This window comes from Synechococcus sp. R60.1 (assembly GCF_047461835.1).
In the GTDB taxonomy this organism is placed as follows: domain Bacteria; phylum Cyanobacteriota; class Cyanobacteriia; order Thermostichales; family Thermostichaceae; genus Thermostichus.
Window position 1 is genome coordinate 1 of record NZ_JANSIA010000003.1, and the last position, 23,662, is coordinate 23,662.

At 60.4% G+C, this 23,662-nt stretch carries 22 protein-coding genes and 1 tRNA gene; 15 read left to right on the plus strand and 8 right to left on the minus strand.

All coding sequences use genetic code 11. From position 1 onward, the window contains the following. The first annotated feature begins 278 nt into the window (after positions 1–278). The 3 genes from NW834_RS00885 (at position 279) to gatB (ending at position 2,363) form a co-directional block, all read left to right on the plus strand. Positions 279–461: a hypothetical protein gene (locus tag NW834_RS00885; RefSeq protein ID WP_041436250.1), complete on the plus strand. Its 183-nt coding sequence runs from the start codon at positions 279–281 to the stop codon at positions 459–461. Next, complete coding sequence (locus tag NW834_RS00890; RefSeq protein WP_414351467.1) at positions 458–742, plus strand: acylphosphatase; 285 nt, start codon at positions 458–460, stop codon at positions 740–742. The genes NW834_RS00885 and NW834_RS00890 overlap by 4 nt, the downstream gene beginning before the upstream one ends. A 148-nt stretch (positions 743–890) precedes the next feature. Beyond that, positions 891–2,363 (plus strand): Asp-tRNA(Asn)/Glu-tRNA(Gln) amidotransferase subunit GatB, encoded by a 1,473-nt coding sequence (gene gatB / locus NW834_RS00895; RefSeq protein WP_011432351.1) that lies wholly within the window; start codon positions 891–893, stop codon positions 2,361–2,363. On the opposite strand, the gene NW834_RS00900 is transcribed toward gatB, so the two are convergent. Then, complete coding sequence (locus tag NW834_RS00900; RefSeq protein ID WP_414412897.1) at positions 2,360–2,953, minus strand: Maf family protein; 594 nt, start codon at positions 2,951–2,953, stop codon at positions 2,360–2,362. The genes gatB and NW834_RS00900 overlap by 4 nt on opposite strands. 148 nt (positions 2,954–3,101) lie before the next feature. Between NW834_RS00900 and NW834_RS00905 the strand changes: the two genes are divergently transcribed. The 3 genes from NW834_RS00905 to NW834_RS00915 all read left to right on the plus strand — a co-directional run bounded on the left by NW834_RS00905 (position 3,102) and on the right by NW834_RS00915 (position 5,964). Further along, positions 3,102–3,917, plus strand: a complete 816-nt coding sequence (locus NW834_RS00905; protein WP_414412898.1) for an ion transporter — start codon at positions 3,102–3,104, stop codon at positions 3,915–3,917. Between the two features lie 396 nt (positions 3,918–4,313). Continuing rightward, on the plus strand, positions 4,314–4,727 hold the full coding sequence (locus NW834_RS00910) for a PH domain-containing protein (protein ID WP_011432347.1): 414 nt from the start codon (positions 4,314–4,316) through the stop codon (positions 4,725–4,727). A gap of 85 nt (positions 4,728–4,812) precedes the next feature. Next, positions 4,813–5,964, plus strand: a complete 1,152-nt coding sequence (locus tag NW834_RS00915) for a glycosyltransferase (RefSeq protein ID WP_414418847.1) — start codon at positions 4,813–4,815, stop codon at positions 5,962–5,964. Here the strand turns inward: NW834_RS00915 and NW834_RS00920 are convergent. Further along, entirely contained in the window at positions 5,958–7,565 is a 1,608-nt protein-coding gene (locus NW834_RS00920) for a hypothetical protein (RefSeq protein ID WP_414344756.1), read from the minus strand. The two genes, NW834_RS00915 and NW834_RS00920, sit on opposite strands and share 7 nt — an antisense overlap. 156 nt (positions 7,566–7,721) lie before the next feature. On the opposite strand from NW834_RS00920, the gene NW834_RS00925 reads away from it, so the two are divergent. Further along, a complete protein-coding gene (locus tag NW834_RS00925) occupies positions 7,722–8,150 on the plus strand; it encodes a hypothetical protein (protein WP_414418844.1) in 429 nt (142 codons plus the stop codon). A 116-nt stretch (positions 8,151–8,266) separates the two neighbouring features. Here NW834_RS00925 and panB read toward each other — a convergent pair whose 3' ends face one another. Beyond that, a complete protein-coding gene (gene panB, locus NW834_RS00930; RefSeq protein WP_011432343.1) occupies positions 8,267–9,052 on the minus strand; it encodes a 3-methyl-2-oxobutanoate hydroxymethyltransferase in 786 nt (261 codons plus the stop codon). A 151-nt stretch (positions 9,053–9,203) separates the two neighbouring features. Here panB and NW834_RS00935 point away from each other — a divergent pair. Together NW834_RS00935 and NW834_RS00940 are read left to right on the plus strand one after the other, a co-directional pair. Beyond that, positions 9,204–9,290, plus strand: a tRNA-Ser gene (locus NW834_RS00935). A 165-nt stretch (positions 9,291–9,455) separates the two neighbouring features. Further along, the gene (locus NW834_RS00940; protein WP_414344751.1) at positions 9,456–10,205 is read left to right on the plus strand and encodes a phycocyanobilin:ferredoxin oxidoreductase; all 750 of its coding nucleotides are present in this window, start codon (positions 9,456–9,458) and stop codon (positions 10,203–10,205) included. On the opposite strand, the gene NW834_RS00945 is transcribed toward NW834_RS00940, so the two are convergent. Next, positions 10,202–11,062, minus strand: a complete 861-nt coding sequence (locus tag NW834_RS00945) for a hypothetical protein (RefSeq protein ID WP_414344749.1) — start codon at positions 11,060–11,062, stop codon at positions 10,202–10,204. The genes NW834_RS00940 and NW834_RS00945 overlap by 4 nt on opposite strands. A gap of 513 nt (positions 11,063–11,575) precedes the next feature. Between NW834_RS00945 and prmA the strand changes: the two genes are divergently transcribed. The 4 genes from prmA to NW834_RS00965 all read left to right on the plus strand — a co-directional run bounded on the left by prmA (position 11,576) and on the right by NW834_RS00965 (position 16,190). Continuing rightward, positions 11,576–12,406, plus strand: coding sequence for a 50S ribosomal protein L11 methyltransferase (gene prmA, locus NW834_RS00950; RefSeq protein ID WP_414418846.1), 831 nt, complete (start codon positions 11,576–11,578; stop codon positions 12,404–12,406). Then, a complete protein-coding gene (locus NW834_RS00955; protein WP_414418843.1) occupies positions 12,379–13,212 on the plus strand; it encodes a 16S rRNA (uracil(1498)-N(3))-methyltransferase in 834 nt (277 codons plus the stop codon). Before prmA ends, NW834_RS00955 begins: the two co-directional genes overlap by 28 nt. Positions 13,213–13,306: 94 nt before the next feature. Then, positions 13,307–14,590, plus strand: coding sequence for a histidine--tRNA ligase (gene hisS, locus NW834_RS00960; protein WP_414418842.1), 1,284 nt, complete (start codon positions 13,307–13,309; stop codon positions 14,588–14,590). Positions 14,591–14,597: 7 nt separating this feature from the next. Then, complete coding sequence (locus tag NW834_RS00965) at positions 14,598–16,190, plus strand: hypothetical protein (protein WP_414418841.1); 1,593 nt, start codon at positions 14,598–14,600, stop codon at positions 16,188–16,190. Between the two features lie 8 nt (positions 16,191–16,198). Here the strand turns inward: NW834_RS00965 and NW834_RS00970 are convergent, their stop codons facing one another. The 4 genes from NW834_RS00970 to NW834_RS00985 all read right to left on the minus strand — a co-directional run bounded on the left by NW834_RS00970 (position 16,199) and on the right by NW834_RS00985 (position 20,862). Then, a complete protein-coding gene (locus NW834_RS00970) occupies positions 16,199–17,041 on the minus strand; it encodes a universal stress protein (protein WP_414418840.1) in 843 nt (280 codons plus the stop codon). 101 nt (positions 17,042–17,142) lie between these two features. Next, positions 17,143–17,955 carry a hypothetical protein gene (locus tag NW834_RS00975; RefSeq protein ID WP_414418839.1) on the minus strand — a complete coding sequence of 271 codons (813 nt, stop codon included), beginning with the start codon at positions 17,953–17,955 and terminating at the stop codon, positions 17,143–17,145. A gap of 139 nt (positions 17,956–18,094) precedes the next feature. Next, positions 18,095–19,225 carry a hypothetical protein gene (locus tag NW834_RS00980; protein ID WP_414418838.1) on the minus strand — a complete coding sequence of 377 codons (1,131 nt, stop codon included), beginning with the start codon at positions 19,223–19,225 and terminating at the stop codon, positions 18,095–18,097. Then, entirely contained in the window at positions 19,222–20,862 is a 1,641-nt protein-coding gene (locus NW834_RS00985) for a hypothetical protein (protein ID WP_414417610.1), read from the minus strand. The genes NW834_RS00980 and NW834_RS00985 overlap by 4 nt, the downstream gene beginning before the upstream one ends. Before the next feature lie 294 nt (positions 20,863–21,156). Between NW834_RS00985 and NW834_RS00990 the strand changes: the two genes are divergently transcribed. After that, a complete protein-coding gene (locus NW834_RS00990) occupies positions 21,157–21,558 on the plus strand; it encodes a cupin domain-containing protein (protein ID WP_148202691.1) in 402 nt (133 codons plus the stop codon). Positions 21,559–21,705: 147 nt separating this feature from the next. Further along, entirely contained in the window at positions 21,706–23,643 is a 1,938-nt protein-coding gene (locus NW834_RS00995; protein WP_414418837.1) for a cellulose biosynthesis cyclic di-GMP-binding regulatory protein BcsB, read from the plus strand. Positions 23,644–23,662 lie beyond the last annotated feature (19 nt).

The following is a 23,662-nucleotide window of genomic DNA, read 5'->3' on the forward strand; positions in this document are numbered from 1 at the left end:
CTGCCTGCCGATGCACCGTTCCCTGTGGATTAGACTTGTTTTGCAAGCTGGCAGTAGCCAGGGAGGCTGGGGAAGGGGAACCACCTGTCCAGTCGTTTTGTCGGGGGTTGTAGACCCAGACAAGTGGCGTGGGGCAGGAATGCCCAGCCGCGAGGTAAGGACTCCGTCCTGCTGACGGGAAGGGTGGCCCGCGCTCTGTCCGTAGGACGAGCGCCGGGAGGATGTCACGGTGCATGAAGGGTGGGATCCTCTGCACAAGCGTTCGTGAGGTTGGGTTCATGTCTTCCGTGCTGTGGCAAGCGATTGGGTATGCCTGTGGGATCTCGCTGGGGCTCCTAGGCTTGGTTGCCCTGGTCAACGTTCTTGTGGGGTGGCTGGATCGGCAGACCTCAGAGACTCCGGAGGAGCCGACCGAGTCGCCAGAACCCTGCAGCACAACGGAGGGATCCCCGTCGGCATGAGTGACAGGGTTCGCGTTCACGTCTGGGTACGGGGGCGGGTTCAGGGGGTGGGGTTTCGCGCCCACACCGAAGCCATGGCCCGCAATGCCGGTGTTGGCGGCTGGGTGCGCAACTTGCGGGATGGTCGCGTCGAGGCCGTTTTTGAAGGATCCCCTGCTGCGGTGGAGGCCATGCTGCGCTGGTGCCAACAGGGCAGCCCCGGTTCGGTTGTGGAGGCCATTGAGCAACGTTCCGAGCCGCCGGAAGGTCTACCCACTTTTGAGATTCGCCCTACCGTTTGAGGAAGTTTCGCTGTTCTGAGGATCTGCTTCAAGCTGGGCTGCTCCGGCCTCGTCCTGGGTTCTGGGCTGCCGTCCCCAGAAACTGTCTGTGAGCTGGGATCCCCCAAGGTCGCACTAGAATGGTTACACCGCAAGTTTTTCCCATCCCATGACTGTTGCTGCCCCCGCCAAAGTGCAATACGAAGCTGTGATTGGGCTGGAAGTTCACTGCCAGCTCAGCACTCGCTCCAAGATCTTCTCCAGCAGCGCGACAGCCTTTGGCGCTCCCCCCAACACCCAGATTGACCCCATCTGCATGGGCCTGCCCGGCACCCTGCCGGTGCTCAACGAAAAGGTGCTGGAGTACGCGGTCAAAGCGGGTTTGGCCTTGAATTGCACCATTGCCCCCTACAGCAAGTTCGACCGCAAGCAGTACTTTTACCCCGACTTGCCCAAAAACTACCAAATCTCCCAATACGACCTGCCGATTGCTACCCACGGCTGGATTGAGATCCAGCTCAGCGACGGTCGTACCAAGCGCATCGGCATCACCCGTCTGCACATGGAAGAAGATGCGGGCAAGCTGGTCCACGCTGGCAGCGACCGCCTATCGGGATCCAGCTACTCTTTGGTGGATTTCAACCGGGCGGGGGTTCCCCTCATCGAGATCGTCAGCGAGCCGGACATCCGCAGCGGGGAAGAGGCAGCCGAGTATGTGCAAGAGCTGCGCCGCATCCTGCGCTATGCCGGGCTGTGCGATGGCAACCTGCAGGAGGGATCCCTGCGCTGTGATGTGAACATCTCGGTGCGTCCGCTGGGATCCCAGACCTTTGGCACGAAGGTGGAAATTAAAAACATGAACTCCTTCAACGCCATCCAACGGGCCATCGAGTACGAGTTCAACCGCCAAGTCAAGGCTGTGGAGGCGGGCGAGCGGATCGTGCAAGAGACCCGCCTCTGGGAAGAAAACAGCCAGCGCACCATCAGCATGCGCAAGAAAGAGGGATCCAGCGACTATCGCTATTTCCCCGAGCCCGATCTGCCGCCCATTCGCGTTACCGAAGCGCAGAAAACCCGCTGGCAGGCAGAGCTGCCGGAATTGCCCGGTGTGAAGCGGCGACGTTATCAGGAGGTGTACGGCCTCTCGGTGTACGATGCCCGCTACCTCAGCGATGAACGCAACACCGCCGAATACTTTGAAGCCGTGATCGCCGCCGGTGCCGACCCGAAAGCAGCCGCCAACTGGATGATGAGCGACATCGCCAGCTACCTCAACACCCACAAGCTGGACTATCCCGACATTGCCCTGAAGCCGGAAACCCTGGCCGAGCTGATTGGCCTCATCGAGCAGGGCACCATCTCCAGCAAAATCGCCAAGGAGATCCTGCCGGAACTGCTGGAAAAAGGCGGGTCGGCCCGCGCCCTGGTGGAAGCCAAAGGCATGACCCAAATCTCGGATAGCGCTCTGCTGGGGCAGATGATCGCCGAGGTGCTGGCAGAAAACCCCGAGCAACTGCAGCAGTATCGGGGGGGCAAAACCAAGCTCTTCGGCTACTTTGTCGGGCAATTGATGAAAAAAACTCAGGGACGGGCAGATCCAAAGCTGGCCAACGACCTGCTCAAGCAACACCTCGACGGCTAGCTCCAAGCATCTGTGAGGGAATAGCCCAACTCCTGCATCATGCGCCGCAGCAGGGGCAAGCTCAGCCCGATAACATTGCCGGGGCACCCCTCGATCCGCTCCACAAACAGGCTGCCGCGGCCATCGATGGCAAAACAGCCAGCACAATTGAGCGGCTCACCGGTGGCCACATAGGCGCGGATTTCCTCGTCGCTGGGCTTGGCAAAAAACACCCGCGTCACCGCATAGTGGGTGAGGCGGCGGTTCTGCTTCGTGTCAATCAAGGCATGGCCTGTGTAGAGCTCTCCCACTTCGCCCCGCATTTGCCGCAGGCGCCGTTCCGCCTCCAGAGCATTGGCCGGCTTGCCCAGGATCTCGCCATCTAGGTAGAGCACGGAGTCGGCCCCCACGACCAAGACGGGCTCCCGTTGCTGGGCCGCCACCACTTCGGCTTTCGCCGAGGCCAGCTTCTGCACCAGCTCCACCGGATTAGAGCTCTGGATTTGGCTTTCGTCGAAGTAGCTGGGTTGAACGCGATGGGGGATCCCGGCAGCCTTTAACAATTGGCGGCGGGCAGGGGATTGCGAGGCCAGTACGATAGGAGGCAACATCGACTCAACACCTAATTAACACCCAAAGCCTGGACGTTTGCTTAGGGGAAGTTCGCTCTGTGAGCTAGTTTCCATTAGCTTAGTTAGTATGCGCCTGATGGGCGTTGAAAGGAAACTCTCTCGATATCTTCCCAGCTGGATCCCGTTTGTGACCACTCTCCCCACCCAAGCTGATCTCGATCTTGCCCATTCTGGGATCCTCCAGCGCTATTGGGGGGATCAAGACACTCCGGAAAGCCGCTGGGTGAACTTGCTGGTGGCGGCGCTGGTTTTCTGTTCGTCCACCTTCTTTGTGGTGGAAACCTATCCCGTTCCCCCTGAGGTGCGTCTTGGGCTGGAGCGGGTGGATCGCCTCATTCTCGGCCTGTTTGTGGTGGAATATCTGCTCCGCCTGGCGGCGGCCCCGCAAAAGCTGCGCTACGTCTTCAGCCTCTATTCACTCATCGATTTGCTGGCCATTTTGCCCTTTTTTGCCGGGCTAACCGATATTCGCTTCATCCGCCTCTTGCGCTGGTTTCGCATCCTGCGGCTGCTGCGCTTGGTGGAGGGCAAAACCCTGTTTGGGCAAGTGATCTCCGCCGATAGCCGCATTTTGCTGCGCATTTTCTTCACCCTCTTTGCCATTGTTTTCGTCTACTCTGGGCTGATCTACCAGGTAGAACATCCAGTGAATCCTGGCGCTTTTGCCACCTTTTTGGATGCTTTCTACTTTTCCGTCGTTACCATGACCACGGTGGGGTTTGGGGATCTCACCCCCACTTCTGAGCTGGGCCGGCTGCTGACGGTGCTGATGATCCTGACGGGGATCGCTCTAATTCCCTGGCAAGTGGGGGAGCTGATCAAACAATTGGTGAAAAGCGGCAACTCGGTGCAATGGGCCTGCCCAGGCTGTGGCCTCTCCCAGCACGATGGGGATGCCCAATTCTGCAAGCGCTGCGGCACACCGCTCTACCCAGGCAGTTAAGCCTATCGGGGTTGGCCCGGCATTTTCAGAAAATTTCCTGTGCCAAGGCAACAACAGGTTGACCAAGAAAACTGGGTTGCAGGCCCCGCCCTTGAGGTCGGCTTTGTGCTGTGGTGCTGAGCAAACTCCGCCAACTTGAATAGGGCGTAGTGTCAACAGAAGAAGTATCTGGGAGTTCATCCCAGTGGTTGGGGTCATGGCATCCCCCTTCATCCGTAAGGATGAGGTAGCCCAGGAAGTGGGAGTCATCCTGCGACCTGGGAAAGAACCCTTGCCCTCCGGGGCAGGGAGAATGTCAACCAATCCCGAACCTGCCGTTAGCCCCAGTTGGGGAAAGCTGAGAAATCGTTTAAGATCGTTAACGGCAACACTCTAAACAACCGGACGGTGCTCTGCATGGCGGTGCAAGAGGAGGTTTTTTTTGAGGGCGGCCCCCACAGTGGCGATTTGGTGTTGAACTCCTTCATTGGGGCTACACTTGTCGGCTTGCCTCTGTTTGTGGGGGCACTGGTGCGTAAGCTGTGGGTACACTATCGGATTACCAATCGTCGCATCACCGTGATTGGGGGATGGGGCGGCAAGGAGCGCTCAGATGTAATCTACGGCGAGATTGCCAAGGTGGTTATGGTGCCCCGTGGCTTGGGCGTGTGGGGAGACATGGTGCTCACCCTCAAGGACGGCAGTCGCCTGGAGATGCGGGCCCTGCCTCGCTTCCGCGAGATCTACAACTACATCAATGAGCGGATCGACGAGAAAGCCAAGCAGGTGAGCGGCCCAATTGGCAAAAAGCGCCGCTCTGCCAAGTCCTGACAGTGCCTGAGCCTTGGGGATCCCTTCCTGTGGCCTTTCCCCCTCTCCCGGGCCAGCATTCGCTTGGCCTGGGTGCCTGGCGTTGGTGCATGAGTACCTGATCTGGCCGGGGGGATCGGAAAAGGTTCTGCAGGAGCTGGTGGCCTTTGCCCCCCAGGCCCCCCTTTACGTTAGTCTCTTCTCGGCTCACACCCTGCCGCCGAGCTGGCAGGAGCTGACAATTCACACCTCCTTTTTGCAAGGCTGGGCCAAGTGGCTGGGGGTGCTGCGCCCTGATTACCATGCCCGCCTCAAGTATCTGCTGCCCTGGATGCCGTTGGCCTATGAGAGCTTCGACCTCTCCGGCTATGACTGTGTGATCTCCAGCAGCCACGCCTTTGCCAAAGGGATCCTGACGGGAGCCTCTACCCTGCACCTGAGCTACATCCACAGCCCCACCCGTTACCTCTGGGAGAACCGGGAGCTGTATCTGCAGCGAGAAGGGCTGGGGAGAAGCGGGCCTGTTGGCGCAATTGGCCAATGGCTGCTGCACCGCTTGCGCCAATGGGATTTTCTGGCAGCTCAACGTCCAGATCTGTTGATCGCCAACTCCCAGCACATTCGCCGCCGCATTGCCAAGCTCTATCGCCGCGAGGCTGTGGTCATTTATCCGCCCGTTCCGCTGCAGGGGTTGGAGCCGGTGGCGGATCCCAGCGCCGATTATGACCTGGTGGCAGGCCGACTGGTGCCCTACAAACGGGTGGATCTGGCGATTGCCGCCTGTGAACGGCTGGGTCGTCGGCTGCTGGTTGTGGGCGAAGGGCCGGAGCTGGCTCGGCTCAAGCGACTGGCGGGGCCGCAGGTGGAGTTTTTGCCCCATCAGCCCCCCGATCGTTTCCGGGAACTGCTAGCCAATTGCCGGCTGCTGCTGTTCCCCTGGGAGGAGGATTTTGGCCTAGTGGCAGTGGAGGCCCAGGCCTGCGGCCGCCCCGTGGTTGCCCTCAACCGGGGAGGTGCCCAAGAGACGGTCATCCACGGCCAAACCGGCATCCTCATTCCCGAGGCCAGTGTGGAAGCGCTGGTGGAAGGGCTGCGGCAGGCGGATCGACAGGAATGGGATCCGCAGCGGATTCGGGCCCATGCTCTGCAATTTGCCCCAGAGCGGTTTCATGCCCAGCTGGGAGCCCTGTTGCGCTGGGCTTGGCCTCGTTTTCAAGCTGGAGAACGGTTGGATCCCCGAGAATGGAGCGCTCAGTAGGGCCGCCGCTGCACAAAAGTCGGCAACTCAATCCGGTTGCGACTGCCCGTTTCCCCTCCTGCCCGTGAAGCGGCCAAAGCGGAGCGTTTCAGGAGCCTTTCTGTCCGTTGGCGCCAGCCGAGCGGGGCACTTTCTTCCCGCTCGTCCAGGGTGAGCGGCGGGATCCCTGGGGTGGGTGTTCTCCAGGTGGTGGCCGGGGAAGGAGCAGACTCGTCAGCCGCGGCAGGAATCCGTTCCTGGGCCCGATGATTCGACCTGGGCTCGACAACCGCTGGCTGAGGGGAAGCGGAGGCCGACTGACGCAGTGTGGCCAGTTGCTCTTCCAGTTCTTGATTGCGCTGCTGCAGCAGGGCCACTTCCTTTTCTTGGGTTTGCGCGTAGGCGTGGGCCTGCACACACTCGGTTTTCAAAGCCATCACCTGCTGCTGCAACTTCTCGATTTGCTTTTGGCTGACCAGATGATGGGCCTCGGCCAGTTCTCGCCCCCGCCGGGCTGCTTCCAGGCTTTCTCGGGTGTCCTGCACCTGCTGCTGAACTTCCTGCCACTGGGCAAGGGTGGGACGCTGGGCCAACTCTTGCATGAGCTGATCCCGCTCGGCTCGCAAAGCACCAAGCTCGCGGGTCAAAGCCTGCACCTGCTCCTCCAGGGCAAGGATTCGCTGCGCCTGTGAGGACTCTGTTTCCCTGAGGTGGGCGGCCTGGGCTGCTTCCGCTTCCAGCTTGGCAATCTGTTGGGCTTGCTCGGCCTGCTGCCGCTGACTCTGCTGCAGCTCTTCCAGCAAGGTGGCCCGCTCGGCCTTGGCAAAAGAGGCCTGTTGGCGCAGATGATCCAGCTCCGCCTGCAAGCGTGCCCATTGCTCTGGGGTAGGACGCTCTTCCAGTTCGCGAATACGTTGCCGGGCGGTGTTCAGGTCAGCTTCCATGTGTGCCTTTTCGGTTTCCAGATGGGTCTTCAAACGCTGCCATTCGGCTTCCGCTTGGCGGTGGGCAGCCTCTAGCTCCGCCCGTAGGGTTTCCAGTTCTTGTGCAGAAGGTCGAGCAGCCAACTCTTGGATTTGCGCTTGCAATTGTGCTTTTTCCTCCTCTAGCTGCTGTACACGGAGCTGCAGTTGGGCTTGCAAAAGCTGCACCTGCGGCAACTTGACGGCGTATTCTCCCAATTGGTTGGCCTGCTGTTTCAGCTCCAGGAGCTCCTGCTGCAGTTGGTAAAATCGGGCCGGATCGACGCGCCGCTGCAATTCCGCCTTGAGGGTTTCAATTTCCGTCTGACTGGTTTGCAACTGCTGCTGCAGAATGTGGTAGTGCTCCAGCGTTGGACGGCGCTCCATTTCCCACAGGAGATTCTGCAGTTCTTCGATGTGCTGTTGCTGAAGCTGAAAAGCCTCTGGGGTAGGGCGCTGGGCCAGCCGCGCTTTCTCCTCTTGACACGCTTGCAAAGCTTGATCCCGCTCTTGAATCTGGGCCTGTGCTTCCAGCAGTTGATGTTCCAGGCGATGGATGCACTCAATCTGCTGCAATGACAGCGCTTCCGATTCGGCGAGGGATCGCTCTAGGTTGCGCACCCGCGCCCGCAAGGCTTTTAGCTCCTCTTCCCCTTCCATATCCAGGCTGCTCGACAGGTTATGGGCCTTACTGTAGCAGATGGTCTGGATGAAAATCCAGCTCGCCACTATCTGTAGTGTAAATTTTTAGCTTTTCCCAGAACCAACACTAACTCTGTTGCCCCCGCCCTCTATACTGAGAAGGTGAGTTTTCAGATGAACCCTGTGATGAAGCTGGGATCCAAACCTTGGGGATGGGTGCTGGGCCTGCTGGGTGTGGCCTTGGTCGGTTGTGGTGCCGATGCGCTGACGGCCAGTACTCCGCCGCCGCCTTTGATCACCAGCAGCGATATTCCTTCTGTGGTGAATCGGAACGGCTTTTTGGAGCTGGGGGTCTCGGTATCGGTGCCGGGCCGGATCCCGGCGGAGCTGGCGTTTCAGGTGTCGTGGTCGGGGATTGAGGTTCAGACGCTCTCGGCAGCGCAGGTGAATTGTGTGTCGGGAGAGGTGTCTTGTACAACCCGCTTCCGCATTCGTCCTCCCCTAAGCTTGGTGCCCGGCTCCTACCTAGTCAGTTTGCGGGTCTTCGACCGGTTGGGCCAAAGCGCTGTGGTGACCGGGACGGTGCTGCTCAGGGATCCCTGAGGTCGCCCTATCCTTGTCCAGCCTTGAGAAAGCGGTGCGGTTCCGGCTCGCATAAGCGTTGCGTAGCAACATAGGGTGTCGTAGGCGTAGCACTTTTGCCCGGATTTTGAAAGGGATCAGCGGGGGGGAAATACTTTTTGGCGAACATCGTCGGCGAAAGCTTCCACTGCTTCTCGGATCGCCTGTCTCAAATTGGTATAGGCCTTGGCAAAAGGGGGGAGCCGCTCGCTCAGCCCCAGCAGGTCGTGGGTGACCAAAATCTGCCCATCGCAGGCCGGCCCGGCTCCAATGCCCAGGGTTGGGATCCCCACCTGGGCTGAGATTTGGGCAGCCAATTCCGCCGGCATGTGCTCCAGAACCAGGGCAAATGCCCCTGCTTGTTCCAGGCTGAGGGCCTCTTGTCGCAGACGCTCCGCCTCCGGAGTGGTTTTTCCCTGCTGGCGATAGCCTCCCAGTTGATGTTTGGCCTGCGGAGTGAGGCCGATATGACCCAAAACCGGGATCCCCCGCTGCACCAGAAAGGCCACCGTTTCCACCATGTCGGGGTAGCCCCCCTCCAGCTTGACCCCGTTGACTCCTGCCTCCTTCATCAACCGCCCTGCTGAGAGGAGAGCTTGTTCTTTGTGGACTTGATAAGTCAAGAAGGGCAAGTCGGCCACCAAAAAGGCCCGTTCTACCCCGCGGCGCACCGCCTGGGCGTGATGGAGCATCTGTTCCAGCGTCAGGGGCAGGGTGCTGGTATACCCCAAGTGGGTCATGGCCAAGCTGTCGCCCACCAGGATCAAGTCGATCCCAGCCTGATCCAAAATCTGAGCGGTGGCGTAGTCGGCAGCCGTGAGGGCCACCAAAGGTTGACCCGCCTGTTTGGCCTGGCGAAAGTGGTGAATGGATAGAGCAGCCATATCTCCATGATCTCATCTGGGCGTTCCCGCCAGCGGTGCGGAGCACTTTCCCATCAACCGCATCCCGTGGGGGAAGCAAGCTTGGCTTTGAGGCTGGGAAGAAGCAGGAGACTCGGTTTGCCGTTAAGATGGTAAAGCCCCACAGCTGACTGGAAGGGTGACAGAGTGGTTGATTGTGACGCTCTCGAAAAGCGTTGTGACTGCAAGGTCACCGTGGGTTCGAATCCCACCCCTTCCGTCTTCAGGCATACAGTTTTAGAACGCCTTGCCCAGCTAGGGCCTCTGGGATTTTTGGGGATCCCACCCAAGCCCTTCGCATCAGCGGTGCGGTTCCCCCATAACACTTTGGCATGGAGCCAAGGTCAAGGTTGGATGGGGTTCTTGGCCTTTCTTCTAGAGTCTTATGTTCACCGCTCCTGCTCTCTCTGCCCAACTGCATCCGCTCATTCAGGGCTTATCTGAGGCAATCCTGAACGTTTGGGGATCTACCCTCACCCTAGCCCCCTATCCTCTGCCTGAAGATCTGGGCTACGTGGAAGGCCGCCTAGAGGGTGAGAAATTGCAAATTGAAAACCGCTGCTACCAAGGGGATCCCTTTCGCAAGCTGCACCTGGAGCTGGCCCAGGCCGGGCAAAGCCTGGACATTCTCCATTGCGTTATGTTTCCGCAGCCGCAGTACCCGCTGCCGCTGTTCGGTTGCGACATTGTGGTCGGTCGCGGACAGGTGAGCGCCGCCATTGTCGATCTCTCGCCGGTGACCCCCAGCTTGCCCGATCTCTATATCCAGGAGCTGGAAGCGTTGGGATCCCATCTCGTCCCTTTCCAACACCGGCGCCGGTTGCCGGAGTGGGGCACGATTTTTTCTCCCTACTGTCTGTTCGTGCGTCCTGCCGACGAAGCAGAGGCCGAGCGCTTTTTACACTTTGCCTGCCGTTTCCTGGAAATTCACTGCCGGCTGGCGCAGCAGATCCCCCCACAGACGGATCCCGGCCAAATTTTGGCCCACTACCAGGGGCAGCAGCGCTATTGCAGCCAGCAACAGCAGAACGACCGCACCCGCCGCGTTTTGGAAAAAGCTTTTGGCCCCGCCTGGGCAGAGCGCTACATGAACACCGTCCTTTTTGACTTGCCTCCCAGTCCCGTGCAGATCTAGGCGGGATCCCCTTGCAGCCGCTGCTGGATGCTCAAGGCCAATTTTTGCCCCAGGAACTCCGGCATGGCTGGAGTTGAATCCGGCCCCAGCAAGTAGAAAATAAAGCGCGTCTGCTTGCGGCGGAGCATCAAGTTGAGGTTAACAACGGTCAAATCCTCCTGCGCGAGGGCCGTCATCACCCGGTAAAACGCGCCCGGCTGGTTGTCCACATCCACCAGAAGTGTGGGCAAATGAAACACCGGGTCAAAATAAAAAGAAACCTGCACGTCTTTTAGTCCGGCCTTCAGATCAAACTCCAGCGCCAAGGTTTCATGAACGCGAAACACACCCGCCAGGCATTCGTGAATAGCCCGTTCTAGACTGAGCTTGGTTTGGGAAGATAGGCTGTGGCCATCGCGGGAGACGATGGTGCGGATAAACACCAGGTGTGGTGAGTAGATTTGCCCATAGAGATGAATGCCATGCACCGAGAGATTAAAAGCAGTGAACACCCCAAACAGATCGCTGAGCAGAGAAGGTCGGTTGCGGTAGGCCAGACAGACCACCGTCTTGCGACCTTCGTCCTGCACCTGTACCACCGCCTTGCGGGTCTGGTAGAGGGTGTAAGCCAAGCGCAGATTTTGGGCCTGCACCTCGCTGCTGACAAACTGGCTGTAAAAAGGCGGAAAGCTCTGGTTAAAACGCCGCATCAGAGCGGATCGCGTCAGCGGGACGGAGTCCTTGCGGGTGCTGACTTTGAGCGGCTGAAGATCTTCATGGGCAGCCCTCTTCCGCGCTTCCCGATCCCCGGCAACTCCTAGAGAAGCCACCTTGGGCTGGGGAGTGCCCTGCTGTGCTGATTGCTCATCAGTTGACATCGACCTCGCCACCTGCGTTGCTCCTTCTCCATCGTTGCTCAGTACGCCCCAGCCAAACCTCATTTATCCGCAAAATCACTGAGGCTCGAAACGAATGTCGACGCTGTATCCAATTCTTATCCAATGCTTTTCAGTTCAATTTATCTCATAGGGCTAAGCTGGGCATCTGAGGAGCCAGTGGGGGCATCCCCCAATTGGGGGGATCCTTCCCTTCTTCGCTGCTGAACCGACGCTGTGAGCCTTTCAATCCCAGAATAGCCAGAATAAGCCTAAACTATGAATTGAGCAGAGCGCTGCAATTTTTGATATAAAGTGCCGCATTGAGTGCTGGCCGGCTGGGTGACATGAAGCGCTATCTTGTTGGCCATCACTTTGGTTTTTCCCTAGGTTTGTGAAGGGATCCCTGTGAGCAGAACTGTTGCCGATCCCACCCCATTTTCGCCCGCACAAGCGCCGGATCCCGGTGGAGCCTGGTGGGATCTCAGTCTCATCACTTCCCCTGCCCAAGAAGACCTGATCTTTTGGCGGCTGGAGAGTTTTGGCTGTCGGGGCATGACCAGCCAAGCCTATGGCGAAGATCAGATTTGCATTCACGCCTATTTGCCTTGGCCTCACGTCAGCCTCCTGGATTTGGCAGCCCTCTCCCTGCGCCTGCAGCAAGATGCCCTCATTGCCGGTCAGCGGGTTCCGAAGCTGCGCTGGGAACGCATAGAGGCGGAAGATTGGAGCAGCAGTTGGAAGCAGCACTGGCAGCCCCAATGGGTCGGGGATAAGTTGCTCATTTGTCCGGCCTGGCTGGATCCGCCCCCTCACCCCGGTCGGCACCTGTTGCGGCTGGATCCCGGTATGGCCTTCGGCACGGGCACTCACCCCACCACGCAGCTCTGTCTGGAGTCGCTGGAGATGCGCCTGGAGGGCGGCGGGGGTGCCGAGGGAGTGACTGTGGCCGATGTGGGCTGTGGATCCGGGATTCTGTCGTTGGCGGCGGCCCTGTTGGGGGTGAAGCGGGTGTTTGCGGTGGACATCGACCCCCTGGCGGTGCAAGCCACGATGCACAACCGCGATCTCAACGGCCTGACGGATCGCATTGTGGTCGCTCAGGGCAGCCTGGAGCAGATTCCCGAAATGGTGGATGGGTTGGTGTGCAACATCCTGGCAGATGTGATCCTGGATATGATCCCGGAGTTTCGGCTGGTGGTAAAGGAGGGGGGATGGCTGATCCTCAGCGGCATCCTCATCGAGCAGGCCAAGTTGGTGGCGGAGATGCTGGAGGCCAACGAATGGGTGGTGGCAGCCCTCTGGCGACGGGGGGAGTGGTGTTGTCTGAACGCACGCATGACCTGAGCGCTTTGCCCCGATTGGCGATTGACCCAGCGCAGCGGGATCCCAGCGGTGTTCTCCATTTAACTGGTCTGCAACAGCACTACTTGCAGCGGGTGCGCCGCCTCAGGCCGGGGGATCTCTTTTTGGTTTTGGACGGCTCAGGCAAGCTGTGGGCGGCCCGTTGGCAAGCCCAGGGATCCCAAATTGTGGGCGAGGTGGAGACGCTGCCGCGGGAATTGCCTGTTTTTTTGCATCTGGGCTTGGCGGTGGTCAAAGGGCAGGGGTTTGACGAGGTGCTCCGCCAGGTTACCGAGCTGGGGGCGGCGCGCATTACTCCCCTGCTGACGGAGCGCACCGTGTTGGAACCGGGATCTGGGCGGCAGGAACGCTGGCAAAAAATTGTGCGGGAGGCCGCAGAACAATGTGAGCGGTTGCGCTGGCCTCAGGTCGATCCCCCCACCCCTTGGACAAGTTGGCTGGCGGAGCTGCAAGCCGTTCGCGCTACTCGGACGGAGTCCTTCTGGTGGGGTATAGCCGTGGCGCGCGAGAACGCCCCCCTGCTGGTGCAGGCCCTGCCAAAGCTGCAGATCCCGGCCTTGGCCATAGCCATTGGCCCAGAAGGGGGCTGGACGGTTGCCGAACGTCGGCAGGCTGAGGAATATGGGGGAGTGTCCGTCTCCCTTGGCCCTACCATCTTGCGAGCTACCACCGCCGCTGTTGTTGCCACCAGCCAAATTGCCGCCACCTACTCCTGGTTGGACTCGAGCTTGGATCGAGGTCATTTGGCTCCGCTAGCGACGGGGAGTGTTGTCGCCGATAATCAATAACTAGGCCGTTTGCGTCAGCGGGACGGAGTCCTTTGACGAGAACAGCCATTGGCATAGCAGGCGGCCAGGCCCACCCCAGGGAGGGAGAACGAGAATGGAGATGATCCAGGCGGTGCGGGGCACCCGAGATATTCTGCCGCAGGAGGTGCGGCTCTGGCAGCAGGTGGAAGCCAGCGCCCGAGAGATCCTGGGACGGGCCAACTACCAAGAAATTCGCACCCCCATCCTGGAGTTGACGGAGCTCTTTGCCCGCAGCATTGGCAGTGCCACCGACGTGGTGGGCAAGGAGATGTACTCCTTCAGCACCCGTGGCGAGCAAGAGGTGAGCCTGCGCCCAGAGAACACAGCAGGTGTGGTGCGGGCCTACATCCAGCACGGGCTGCAAACGGCTGGAGATGTGCAACGCCTCTGGTATTGTGGGCCGATGTTTCGCTATGAGCGTCCCCAGGCGGGGCGGCAACGCCAGTTTCACCAGTTGGGGGTAGAGCTGCTGGGCAGCCGGGATCCCCGCGCCGATGCGGAAGTCATCGCCTTGGCCTGGGAGCTGTTGCAGGCGGTGGGGGCGGAGAACCTGAGCTTGCGGCTCAACTCCTTGGGGGATCCGCAGGACCGGCGGGCCTATCGCCAGGCCCTGGTGGACTACCTCACCCCCTTGCGGGAAAAGCTGGATCCCGACTCCCAAGAGCGCCTCACCCGCAACCCGCTGCGCATTCTAGACAGCAAGGATCCCCGCACCCGCGAGATTGCCGAGGGGGCCCCCAAGCTGCCAGATTACCTCAGCCCAGAATCGCGGGCTTTCTTCGAGCAGGTGCAAGCTCACCTGCAGATGTTGGATATTCCCTACCAGTTGGATCCCTACTTGGTGCGGGGCCTGGACTACTACACCGACACCGCCTTTGAGATCGTCTCACCTGACTTGGGATCCCAGAGTACCGTCTGTGGGGGTGGTCGCTACGACGGCTTGGTGGAAGAGCTGGGCGGACCTTCTACCCCAGCGGTGGGCTGGGCCGTCGGCATGGAGCGGCTGGTGCTGCTGTTGCAAAAGAAACAAGGGGAGGCTCCGCCAGCACCGGTCGAGGTTTACGTGATCTCCCGTGGGGCGAAGGCTGAGGCCCAATCCCTCCGGATCGCTCAAGCGCTGCGCCAAGCTGGTTTCTGCACCGAGCTGGATCTGAGCGGCAGCGCCTTTGGCAAGCAGTTCAAACGGGCCAGCCGCAGCGGCGCAACTTGGGCTGTTACGCTGGGGGATGCAGAAGCTGTGGCCGGAGAGGTACAGCTTAAGCACCTGCCTACAGGGCAACAGCAAACCCTTTTGCAAGCCGATCTGATTCAGTATCTGGCATGCCATTCGCGTCAGCAGTGCGGAGCACCAAGGTGATGGAGCTATGTTAAATTTCTGGGTTCGGCGGGACGGCCAGGAAGACTGGCAGCCAGTACCAGCCGAGGGCGCAGTTCTGGAAGAAGATACCTACACCATTGTTGCCCGTTCGCCCCAGCCCCACTTCACCATCACGGTGGAAGTCCGGCAGCGTCCTCTGTCGTCGCAGAATCAGGGCCCTGACACCGCCCCGACTCCCCCACAAGTCCAAACCCGTTCTGTGCGCACCAACGATGAAGGGATCGGCATTATTTTGCCCGCCAGCCACCTCACCCCTGGGTTTTGGGAATTGCACTGCCGAGATGCCGACTTGATCGCAGAACTGTTCGGCGAAACCGAGTTAAACAATTGTCTCCGTTTTCAGGTTGTGCCTGCCCCTCTGGAGCCGGAACGAGGGATCCCTGCCCCGGTGGCTGAAGAGGCCGGGTTTGAGCCCCCCCAGAAAAAAGAGGTCGCCATCCCGCCAGAGCTGTTTTCCCTAATGCACAGTGAATTGGAGGGATCCCCGGAGGAGGTGCTGGTGTTGACGGGGCGGATCGGCTGCAGCGGCGAGCTGCGGGTACGGGTTTGGCAGGAAGGCGAGGAGAGCACGGTTTTCGAGGGGCAACGGCTAATTCAATTTCCCGCTGAAGCCCGAACGGCGGTGTTCAGCATCCCCATCACCCTGCCAAGCCGCGTTTGGACCCGTCCTTTGCGGGGGGAACTGGCCCTCACTCCCTCTTCCTGGCGGGATGCAGACCGGCCTTCCCAGCCCTTGACGATTCCGTTTTCCGTCCGCTGTCGAGACCTTCGCGTCAGCGTTGCGGAGCAACAAGGCGGAGAGCTGCCTCCCGCCTCCCCTCCGCGTCAGTATTGGGGAGCAACAAACATCCCACTGGCCCGGTTGCGGGAAGACCCCCCCTTAACCTTGCTGTCTCCCGAACGCACCCTGCAAAAGCTGTTGCGCATCTGGCAACACAGCGCCCCCATTTCCGTCAGCGTTGCCGAGCAACAGCGAGAGGAGGACTCAGCTTCGCCCGTTCAGCCCGCCGAGACCCAAGCCCTCCGCTCCTTCCCGGAAAAGGATCCCCTGCCATCTGCGCCCAACCCCTCCGCTCAGCCCCTACCCGAAGCAGAGACGGCAGAGTTGCCATCGCCCATCTCCTCCCCTTCCCCACCACCCCAAGCTGAGGCCATCTTGCCAACGCGAGCGGCAGCCGGGATCCCGAGTAGCCCTGTAGCTCCCTCTGAAAACTCGCTGCTGCCCCCCGCTCCGCCTGGGGTTTGTCCAGCTCCCCAACTGGTGGTGCCCGAGCAACTCCGAGCCGGAGACAATTTCGATGTGGTGTTGCGCTTGCCCCCCACGACCAACCCTGCTGCAGGCCATCAAGCCCCTTTTTGGATCAAGTTTTGGGTGAAGCACGGGCGCACTCGCTCTTTGGTGGATGGCCCCCGTTGGTTGCTGGACTTCTCCCGTGACGAGCAGGGGCAGTGGCAAGCCCTCACCCGCATGACCATCCCTCCCGGAGTCCCTGAGCTGATCTTTGAAGCTTGGGCCGTCAGCCCGGATCGCCAGCAGCAGAGCGACCGAGTTACAGAGCGCCGCTCCATACTGCCTTGAAGCCTGGCTCAGTCGCTGTCTTGGACGGAACGCACCATCAGCACGGGGCAGCCGATGTGCACCCGCACATAGTCGGAGATGGAGCGCCCCAGCAGGCGATCCAAATCGGGGATGCTGCGGGCAATGCTGGGCCGGCGATCTGGGGATCCCATCACCAGCAGGTCGGCCTTGCTCTCTTCCGCCAGGCGCACGATCTCGGCGCCGGGATCGCCGACCGCCGTAAACACCCGGTGGGGGATTTGGCGGCTTTTGAGGGTGGCAATGGCCTTATCCAAAGCCTCGTCCCGGCCTTGGGCATCGGCATCCAGTTGCACCGAGGCCAAAAAGATCTGGGCCCCTGGGATGCCGGCAACCAGATCCAGGGCCGTGGCAAAGGCGGCCTGGGCAGCGGGGGAGTTGTTGAGGGCCACCATGACATGGCTGGGGTATTTGACGTAGGCGTCGTCTTTGACCAGCAGCATGGGGCAGGAGGCGAGCTGGAACACATATTGGCTCACCGAGTTCTGCAAAATGGCCATGATGCGGTTGCGCCCCCGGGATCCCATCACAATCAGCGGATTGGGCAGGGACTCGGCCACCTGCAGCACCACCACCTTGGGATCCCCTTCCACCAGTTGCGTGCTGATCTTTAGCCCTGGGCGGGGGGGGAAAGTCTGCAGGGTTTGGGCCAGCAGTTCCTGCCCCTTTTGCCAGGCAGCCCGCATCTCCTCGGCAGAGGTCTGGGAAGGCACCGCATGCAGCAATGTCACGTGGCACTGGGCAAAGGCCGGCAGAGACAGAAGGGTATGCACCATTTGCTCAGTGGGGCCGCTGCCATCGATGGCGGCAATGAGGTTCTCAAATCGAGACATGGGATCCGTTCTCCGGGCCGTAGTTTGCCAAGACTCATCCTAGATCTGCCCCTGCGGATCCCTGTTACCGTAGGGGATATCCTGCAACATTTTGTTTGGTTTCAGTAACTTAGCCACACATAGCCGGTAAAGCCGCCGCCGGCATTGGTGTTGCGACCGGCCAGGAACTGAAACCCCCCCAAGCCCAGCGTTAACCCTCCCTCCAGCCGCCAGTTGAGCTGGCCCGAAAGCTTGAGGTTGTCGTAGTCGGGATCCTGAACCGCCAAATCCCCGAACAACAAAGGCGCGCCGTTGCCCAACGTAAAATCCCCATCCAGGGCCAGGATGGCCTGCAGCTCAGGAGTCAAATCGGCCCCAAGGGTTAAGTTGGCCTTGACCCGATCCCCGGGATAGCCCAAGTAATCTCGGAACGTGAGGCAGGAGTCGAAAAAGGCGGGCAGGGATCCCAACTGGGTATTGGCCGCCACCCCAACTTTGAGATCGTAGCCGAAAACACCGTACCCCAAGGGCAGGGGGATGTCTCGGGTGGCGTATCCCGGCGGGATCAAGGCCGTCAATTGGGCCGAAAGGAAGGGATCCCCGTTCCCCCAAGTATGGCGCAGGCCCAGTTCCAGATCCCGCAGGCCCTGGTTGCGCTGGGTAACGGTGTCAGCCCCGCTGGAAAAGCGATTTTCGATGAAAACGTAGCTGGTGTTGAGGTTGAGAGTGAGCTGATCGCTAAGGCCAGTCTCGGCGAAAAGGTTGAGGCGGGTTTCTCCGTACTCCGAAAGGGCCGGCTGCAGGCGTCCCCCCTGATCAAAGCGGGTGCGAGGCCGATAGACCTCCGGCTGCAGCGAAAAAAAAGTCTTGCCGGCACCGCGGGGAAAACCGCATCCTGCCCAGGCCGGCAGCTCCGGCGGCATTGCACTAACCACTAGACTCGCCAGCAGGCTTGCCCTTAGAAATCTCAGCTTCTCCATGGCAGGGATCCCGGCAGCTTCAGGGGGATTGTATCCCCAGGATCAAGCTCTGGGCCAAGATCCGGGACAAAACCGGCTTTGGAACGACTGCTAACTATGAGGTGGCAGCCGGTAGGCCCACCTGTGCCCGGAATTGGCGAGCGGCGGTCAGCGCTCCGAAGGGATCCCCCTTGTACAGGCCGTAGTGCATCAAGGACAGGTGCCGCAGCCCCAGTTGAGACACTTCCCGCAGCCACTCCGGCTGGCTCATGAGCTGAAAGTCTGTATGGACGGTGTCGGCCCGTCCGCCGCTGGGGTGCTTGTCTTTGATGGAGGGCTCGTAGTGGGCCAACATCAGGTTGGAGTGGATAGGGGAAAACAGGCGGCAACAGAGGCGGATTTGCTCTGGGTTGCCGGGATCCGGGCCGTTCAGCTCTGGGTTAAACTCCCCTGGCCGCCGCTGGCGCATCGACTGGAAGGCGATCCCGTCCATCCGGCTCAGGGTCTCGGCAAAGGGCTCCACCATGCTGCGGCCTGCCCCCCGGGAAGGGTCGTCAAAGGTGGCAATCCAGCCCCCCCAGCACAGGGCTACTTCGGCTGCCGGCAGCCGCTCCTTGATGGCTTGGCGGGCTGTGAGGGCATTGCGCATTAGGGCTTGGTAGTAGAAAGCAGTGTCGGCGTTGTAGGTATCTGCTGGGATCCGCCAGTAGGAAAACTCAGTAGCCAAGCTCCAGTAGGTGGGGCGGCCTTGGGGGTTGGCTTGAGCGATATAGCCGGCCAATTCGGCTACATCCTGGACAAACTGCTTGGAGATGTGGTAGTCGCCGCTGGGACGGGTGGTGTCGTCTTCCCAGGTGATGACATGCAGGGTATAGCCCCGCTCAAACCACTGCCGCAAAAGCCCGGCCTGGTGCCAGTTGCGCCAAAAGGAGAGATCCCCCTGGCGGTGATCAAAGCTGTTCAGCCAGCCGCTCAGGAAATGGGGATCCCACCCCTGCGCCACTGCCGCCACCTGCGGATCCGACTCGATTTCCCAGAGGAAGCGACCGGGATCCTCGCCAATGCCCACCTGCCAGCGGGCCAGCAGCTCTGACAAGTTCATGCTTCCCGTCTCGGCATTTTCCGGGCTGCGACTCCCCTGCTGACTCAAAAACTCCTGGCCACAGCCGGCAACCCCATAGGCAGCCAGCAGCGCTCCGCCCGCTTGCAGCACCTGTCGCCGCTGCCAGGATCGTCTCCTTTTCATCTCCTCTCCTCCTGCGGTTCCTCTTGGTGTTGGCGAGCCCACAGCCGCACTTGGGGGGAGCTATAAACCTCCCTGAAGCCCGGCAGCCCCTCAAAATTGAGCTCAGGCCAAAATTGCAGGATGCGATCGGCGCTCCGCAAGGGATCCGCCAGCCCCGCTACCAAGAGGTAGTCCACCCTTTCCTGGGGATGCTGAAGGGCCAGGGCAAACTCGTACTGGTGAGGAGTAAGGAAAGAGCGGGGATCCCTTGCCCAAAAGATAGCCTCAAAGTGGATGTCGTCGTCCACCAGCACTTTTCGCCCGGGCAACAGGTGGCGATAGAGATACTGCCCAACCTGGCGCTTTTCCTGCCGCAGCCTCCGCCAGTCTTCTAGGGCTTGCCCAGCAGAGGTTACTTCATACAGGTTTTGGGCAGCTTCCAACTCGCCACTAAGGGGCACTACCCCTGCCACCAGCCGCTCCCAGAGATCCCGCTCCTCGGCCACCAGGGGCATGAGGAAACCCGGCTCTTGGCTCACCCCATAACCGGCAGTGAGGCAGTTCAACCCCAAGAGGGCAGTGATCAACAGGCGCTTAGCCCAACCGGGGCCGGCTCCGCGACACAAGTAGGCGCCCATCAGCAAAGGCAGCGGCACCCAGAAAAGGCCAAAGCGGCTCAGCTCCCGCAAAAACAGCCCCTGCCCTAGAGAAGCCAGCAGGATGACTAGCGGCATCCCCCAGACCAGAGCCCATACCCAGCGACCCGGGCCTCGGCCCAGCAGGGATCCCAGCCCCAACAGCAGATAGGCAGGGGCCAGCACCGCCAGCCATTTCCCAGCCTCCAGCACCCCCCGCCAGCCACCCGCCTGCTGCAAGTCTTCCCGCAATTGCGGCAGCCGCAGACCGCTGCCCACCTGGTAGGTGAAAGCCCAGGGATCCCCTGCCGACAGCCAGTTCACGTACAGCCAGCTCAACATCAGGGCCAGGCTGATAAACCCTGCCACCAGCAGCGAAGCCAGCCGAAAACCCCAGGACTGTTTGCGAAAAGCCAACAGCAGCACCCCTGCCACCCAGGGCAGCAGCCACCCACTTTCCCAACGCAGCACCATCAGAGGCCCCAGCGCCAGCCCAATGAGCAGTAGCCGTAGCGCAATGGGCAGCTCGCCAGAATCCGCCCCAGTCTCTGCCCTGGCCTGCTCCTCTTTACTCAAGGGAAACAGCAGGGCCATGTTCACCCCCACCAACCCTGCTGTGGCTGTCCAAACAGGGCTGCGCAGCAGCATCAAGATCAAAGTCGGCTGCACCACCATCAACAAACCCCACAGCCAGCACCATCCCACCTCCACCGGCAAACGGCGTAACTGCCGCCACACCCAGCCCAGCACCAGAGAGCCCAAGATGGTCTGCAGCAACAGCGGGGATCGTCCCAGAATGGCCGTGGCCAGCACCAGGGAGGGGGGGAAAGTGGTGCCGACAATGGGCAGGCGCGGATCCGGCCCCAGGGCGGCTACGGATCCCTTATAGCCAAGAAACTGCATCTCCAAGCTCACCCAGCTCCAGCCTTCCTTCAAACCCCACAGAAGGCTAGCCAGCAGCAGAAACAGGATCCCGGTAGACCCGAAGAGCCGCAAGAAAGCCCTGAGCTTGGTGAGAAACATGGGTTACTTCAGTAGCTTCAAGAATTTAGAATTAATTGGAGATTAATTGGAGGGTAACTGGTTAAATCGCCAATCGAGCCTCAAGAGCTATTTAGTGTTAATGAGAACATGTCTCAAGTAGGGCGTGGGGATGGGCTGACGTGTCTAGGCACTGGACACAGGGATAGACTAGCATTCCCTGTCTTGAGAGACTTTATCTACGAGTTTTGGCGTAGGCCAATTCAGCCAGATTGTCGATGAGGGGTTCTCGGATTCTGAGAGAGGATGGGGACGACTTTGCAAGGACATGATCTTATGTTGCAGGCTGTGCGGGACGTGAATGAAGCAGCAGTTCCAGCGCTTGAGCTGGTACCCTCTCAAGCAGAGACCCGTCCCTGGGGATCCTTCTGGGTTTTGGATGAAGGCCCGATGTACAAGATCAAGCGCATCGAGGTGAAGCCTGGCCATCGGCTCAGCCTGCAGATGCACTACCACCGCAGCGAGCACTGGATCGTGGTCAGGGGCACAGCGAAAGTGACCCGTGGAGAAGAGGTGATGCTGCTGAGCTCCAACGAGTCCACTTACATTCCCCCCTGCACCAAGCACCGCCTGGAAAACCCCGGCACCCTTCCCTTGGTGTTGATCGAGGTGCAAAACGGGGAATACCTCGGGGAAGACGACATCGTGCGCTTTGAGGACGACTACGCCCGCCAGTAAAGGGATCCCCTGGGCATCCGAATCCACGATTTGTGCGTACAGACCCCGAAAGCTTACAGATTTCTGCATGTCGGGCAAACCTGGGTCAGGTAGGCCAAGGGGCTTGCCTGCACTAGACAAGTGAGGGATAAGCAAGAGGGGGTCAAGGTGACGCAGAAGGCAAGGCAGTGGGCTTTGTGGGTTGCCGGTTTGCTTTGGTGTTGCGGGCCGACGGCTGTCCACGCAGCGGAAGTCATTTCTCTGCAAAGGCTGGGCTACGACCGCTCGGTGCTGCTGCAAGGAGCTAACCCGCGTCTAGATATCGGGATCCCTGCCCCCCTCAACGGCCTTGACCCCGAGGCCAGCTTTGTGCAGTTGCGCCTGGATCCCTCGCCGGTGCTCAAGCCCACGTCCACGGTGCGGGTGCTGATCAACGAGGAGCTAATGGGCCTTTTTCTGGTGCGGGACCTGCGGCAGGAGCCGGTGGTGCGGGTGCCCATCCCCAGCTTGGCCGCTGGCGAGCGCTTTATCACCTTGTCGGTGCAGCCTTTTTTGAGCATTACCGACGACATCTGTGCCGACTTGAATACCGGCAATTTGCTGCTGACGGTAGGGCGGGACAGTTTCTTTGAGCTGGCGCCCCTCGTTCCTGATGCCACGGTGGCCGGTTTTCTGGGCCGGCTGTATCCTCAGGTTACTTTGGTAGTGCCGGCCAATCCTTCCTCTGAGACGGCGGAAGCAGCTCTGTGGCTGTACAGCCTCCTTTCTCACCTGTTTCCGCAAACGCCCATCCTGTGGAGCAACCGTCCGAAGCAGGGGGCACAGGTGATCTTAGAGCCGGCCAATTTCACCCCCCACTTGCAGCATCAAATTACCCCAGAGGGATCCCGCCTGCGAGTGGCCGCCCGCCGGGAAGCTATTCTTGCTCTCTATGAAGAATGGAAGCGGGCGGGGCTGGTCAGCCGCGGCATCCAGGTGACAAGGGTGGCGGATCTGGAGAGAGCGCTCAGGGCCAACCGCCTCAGCCTGCGAGAGCTGGGGATCGTGGATCCCATGTTGCGGGGGTTTGGCAGCCAGTCTTTGGTCTTCAACTTCAGCCTGTCCCAATTGGGGGGGCGGCCGCGGGATCTGGCGGCGCAACTAGACGTCATTATGAACCCGGTGGATGGCCGAGTGGGGGATCGCCTCACCGGCTACGTGTTCTTGAATGGCGTTCTGTTGCGCACCTACAACCTAACCGGGCGCACCCAGCTCAACGAAACTGTGACCCTGCCCACCCGCCTGCTGCGCCGCTTTAATCAACTGGAGCTCCGCTTTGACTATGGCGCCAGCCCCGGTAATTGCCAGGGATCCCTGACCCCGCTGACTTTGCAAGTGCGCTCGGATAGCTCTGGCTTTATCTGGAGCGGCTACCAAGCCCCCACTGGCGAGCTGCAGGAGATCCCGGCGGTGCTTCGAGGATCCGGCCAAGTGTGGGTAGGGGATCCCCAACTGCTGCCGGCTGCCGCCTACCTGGTCGGTGCCCTCAGCCGGCTGGCTGCCCGACCCCTGCTGCCCACCCTTGAGGTTTTGCCCAAAGAGGAAGCCAACCTGGAGACGGGGAACTTTGCCTGGCAGGTGATCGTGGCTGGGCCAGATCAGGTGGAGCTTAATAGCCCCATCCGGCTGGGATCCCAGTTTGAAATCATCAATCCCCTCAACCGGCAGGTGGCCTTGGCCGCTCAGCCTCAAGAAAACCTCGGCCTTTTGCAGTACTTTCTCCTGAAAGGTAAGCCGAACCTTTGGCTTTCCTGGTGGGGATCTGACCCGGTTTTGGCAGAGCGCCTCAGCCGCGGCCTTGCCGATCCGAGCACCCGCCTGGCCAACCAGCTACAGGGAAACGTGCTCACCGCCTATGCCGCTGCCCCCGATCTCACCCAAGTGCAAAGCTGGGATCTCACGCCGGCAGGCTATCGAGTGCGCTACCCTGGTCGCTTCAGTTGGCAGCTTTTGTTGTGGCAATACCGCTATTGGTTAGTGCTGCTGCTGGCCCTTTTGCTGGCAGTAGGAGCCTGGAATACCTACCAACGCTTGGCCCGCCGCCCTGAGTCGCCCACCCTTTCCTAGGGGGGTTGGCAGAGGACTT

Bases quoted from the DNA above. Each gene is read 5' to 3' on its own strand.
- NW834_RS00920 (WP_414344756.1), bottom strand. From the start codon at position 7,565: ATGGAAGGGGAAGAGGAGCTAAAAGCCTTGCGGGCGCGGGTGCGCAAC.
- NW834_RS00985 (WP_414417610.1), bottom strand. From the start codon at position 20,862: ATGTTTCTCACCAAGCTCAGGGCTTTCTTGCGGCTCTTCGGGTCTACC.
- NW834_RS00980 (WP_414418838.1), bottom strand. From the start codon at position 19,225: ATGAAAAGGAGACGATCCTGGCAGCGGCGACAGGTGCTGCAAGCGGGC.
- hisS (WP_414418842.1), top strand. From the start codon at position 13,307: ATGGAGATGATCCAGGCGGTGCGGGGCACCCGAGATATTCTGCCGCAG.
- panB (WP_011432343.1), bottom strand. From the start codon at position 9,052: ATGGCTGCTCTATCCATTCACCACTTTCGCCAGGCCAAACAGGCGGGT.
- NW834_RS00940 (WP_414344751.1), top strand. From the start codon at position 9,456: ATGTTCACCGCTCCTGCTCTCTCTGCCCAACTGCATCCGCTCATTCAG.
- NW834_RS00900 (WP_414412897.1), bottom strand. From the start codon at position 2,953: ATGTTGCCTCCTATCGTACTGGCCTCGCAATCCCCTGCCCGCCGCCAA.
- NW834_RS00890 (WP_414351467.1), top strand. From the start codon at position 458: ATGAGTGACAGGGTTCGCGTTCACGTCTGGGTACGGGGGCGGGTTCAG.
- NW834_RS00885 (WP_041436250.1), top strand. From the start codon at position 279: ATGTCTTCCGTGCTGTGGCAAGCGATTGGGTATGCCTGTGGGATCTCG.
- NW834_RS00990 (WP_148202691.1), top strand. From the start codon at position 21,157: ATGTTGCAGGCTGTGCGGGACGTGAATGAAGCAGCAGTTCCAGCGCTT.
- gatB (WP_011432351.1), top strand. From the start codon at position 891: ATGACTGTTGCTGCCCCCGCCAAAGTGCAATACGAAGCTGTGATTGGG.
- NW834_RS00925 (WP_414418844.1), top strand. From the start codon at position 7,722: ATGAACCCTGTGATGAAGCTGGGATCCAAACCTTGGGGATGGGTGCTG.
- NW834_RS00910 (WP_011432347.1), top strand. From the start codon at position 4,314: ATGGCGGTGCAAGAGGAGGTTTTTTTTGAGGGCGGCCCCCACAGTGGC.
- NW834_RS00970 (WP_414418840.1), bottom strand. From the start codon at position 17,041: ATGTCTCGATTTGAGAACCTCATTGCCGCCATCGATGGCAGCGGCCCC.
- NW834_RS00945 (WP_414344749.1), bottom strand. From the start codon at position 11,062: ATGTCAACTGATGAGCAATCAGCACAGCAGGGCACTCCCCAGCCCAAG.
- NW834_RS00965 (WP_414418841.1), top strand. From the start codon at position 14,598: ATGTTAAATTTCTGGGTTCGGCGGGACGGCCAGGAAGACTGGCAGCCA.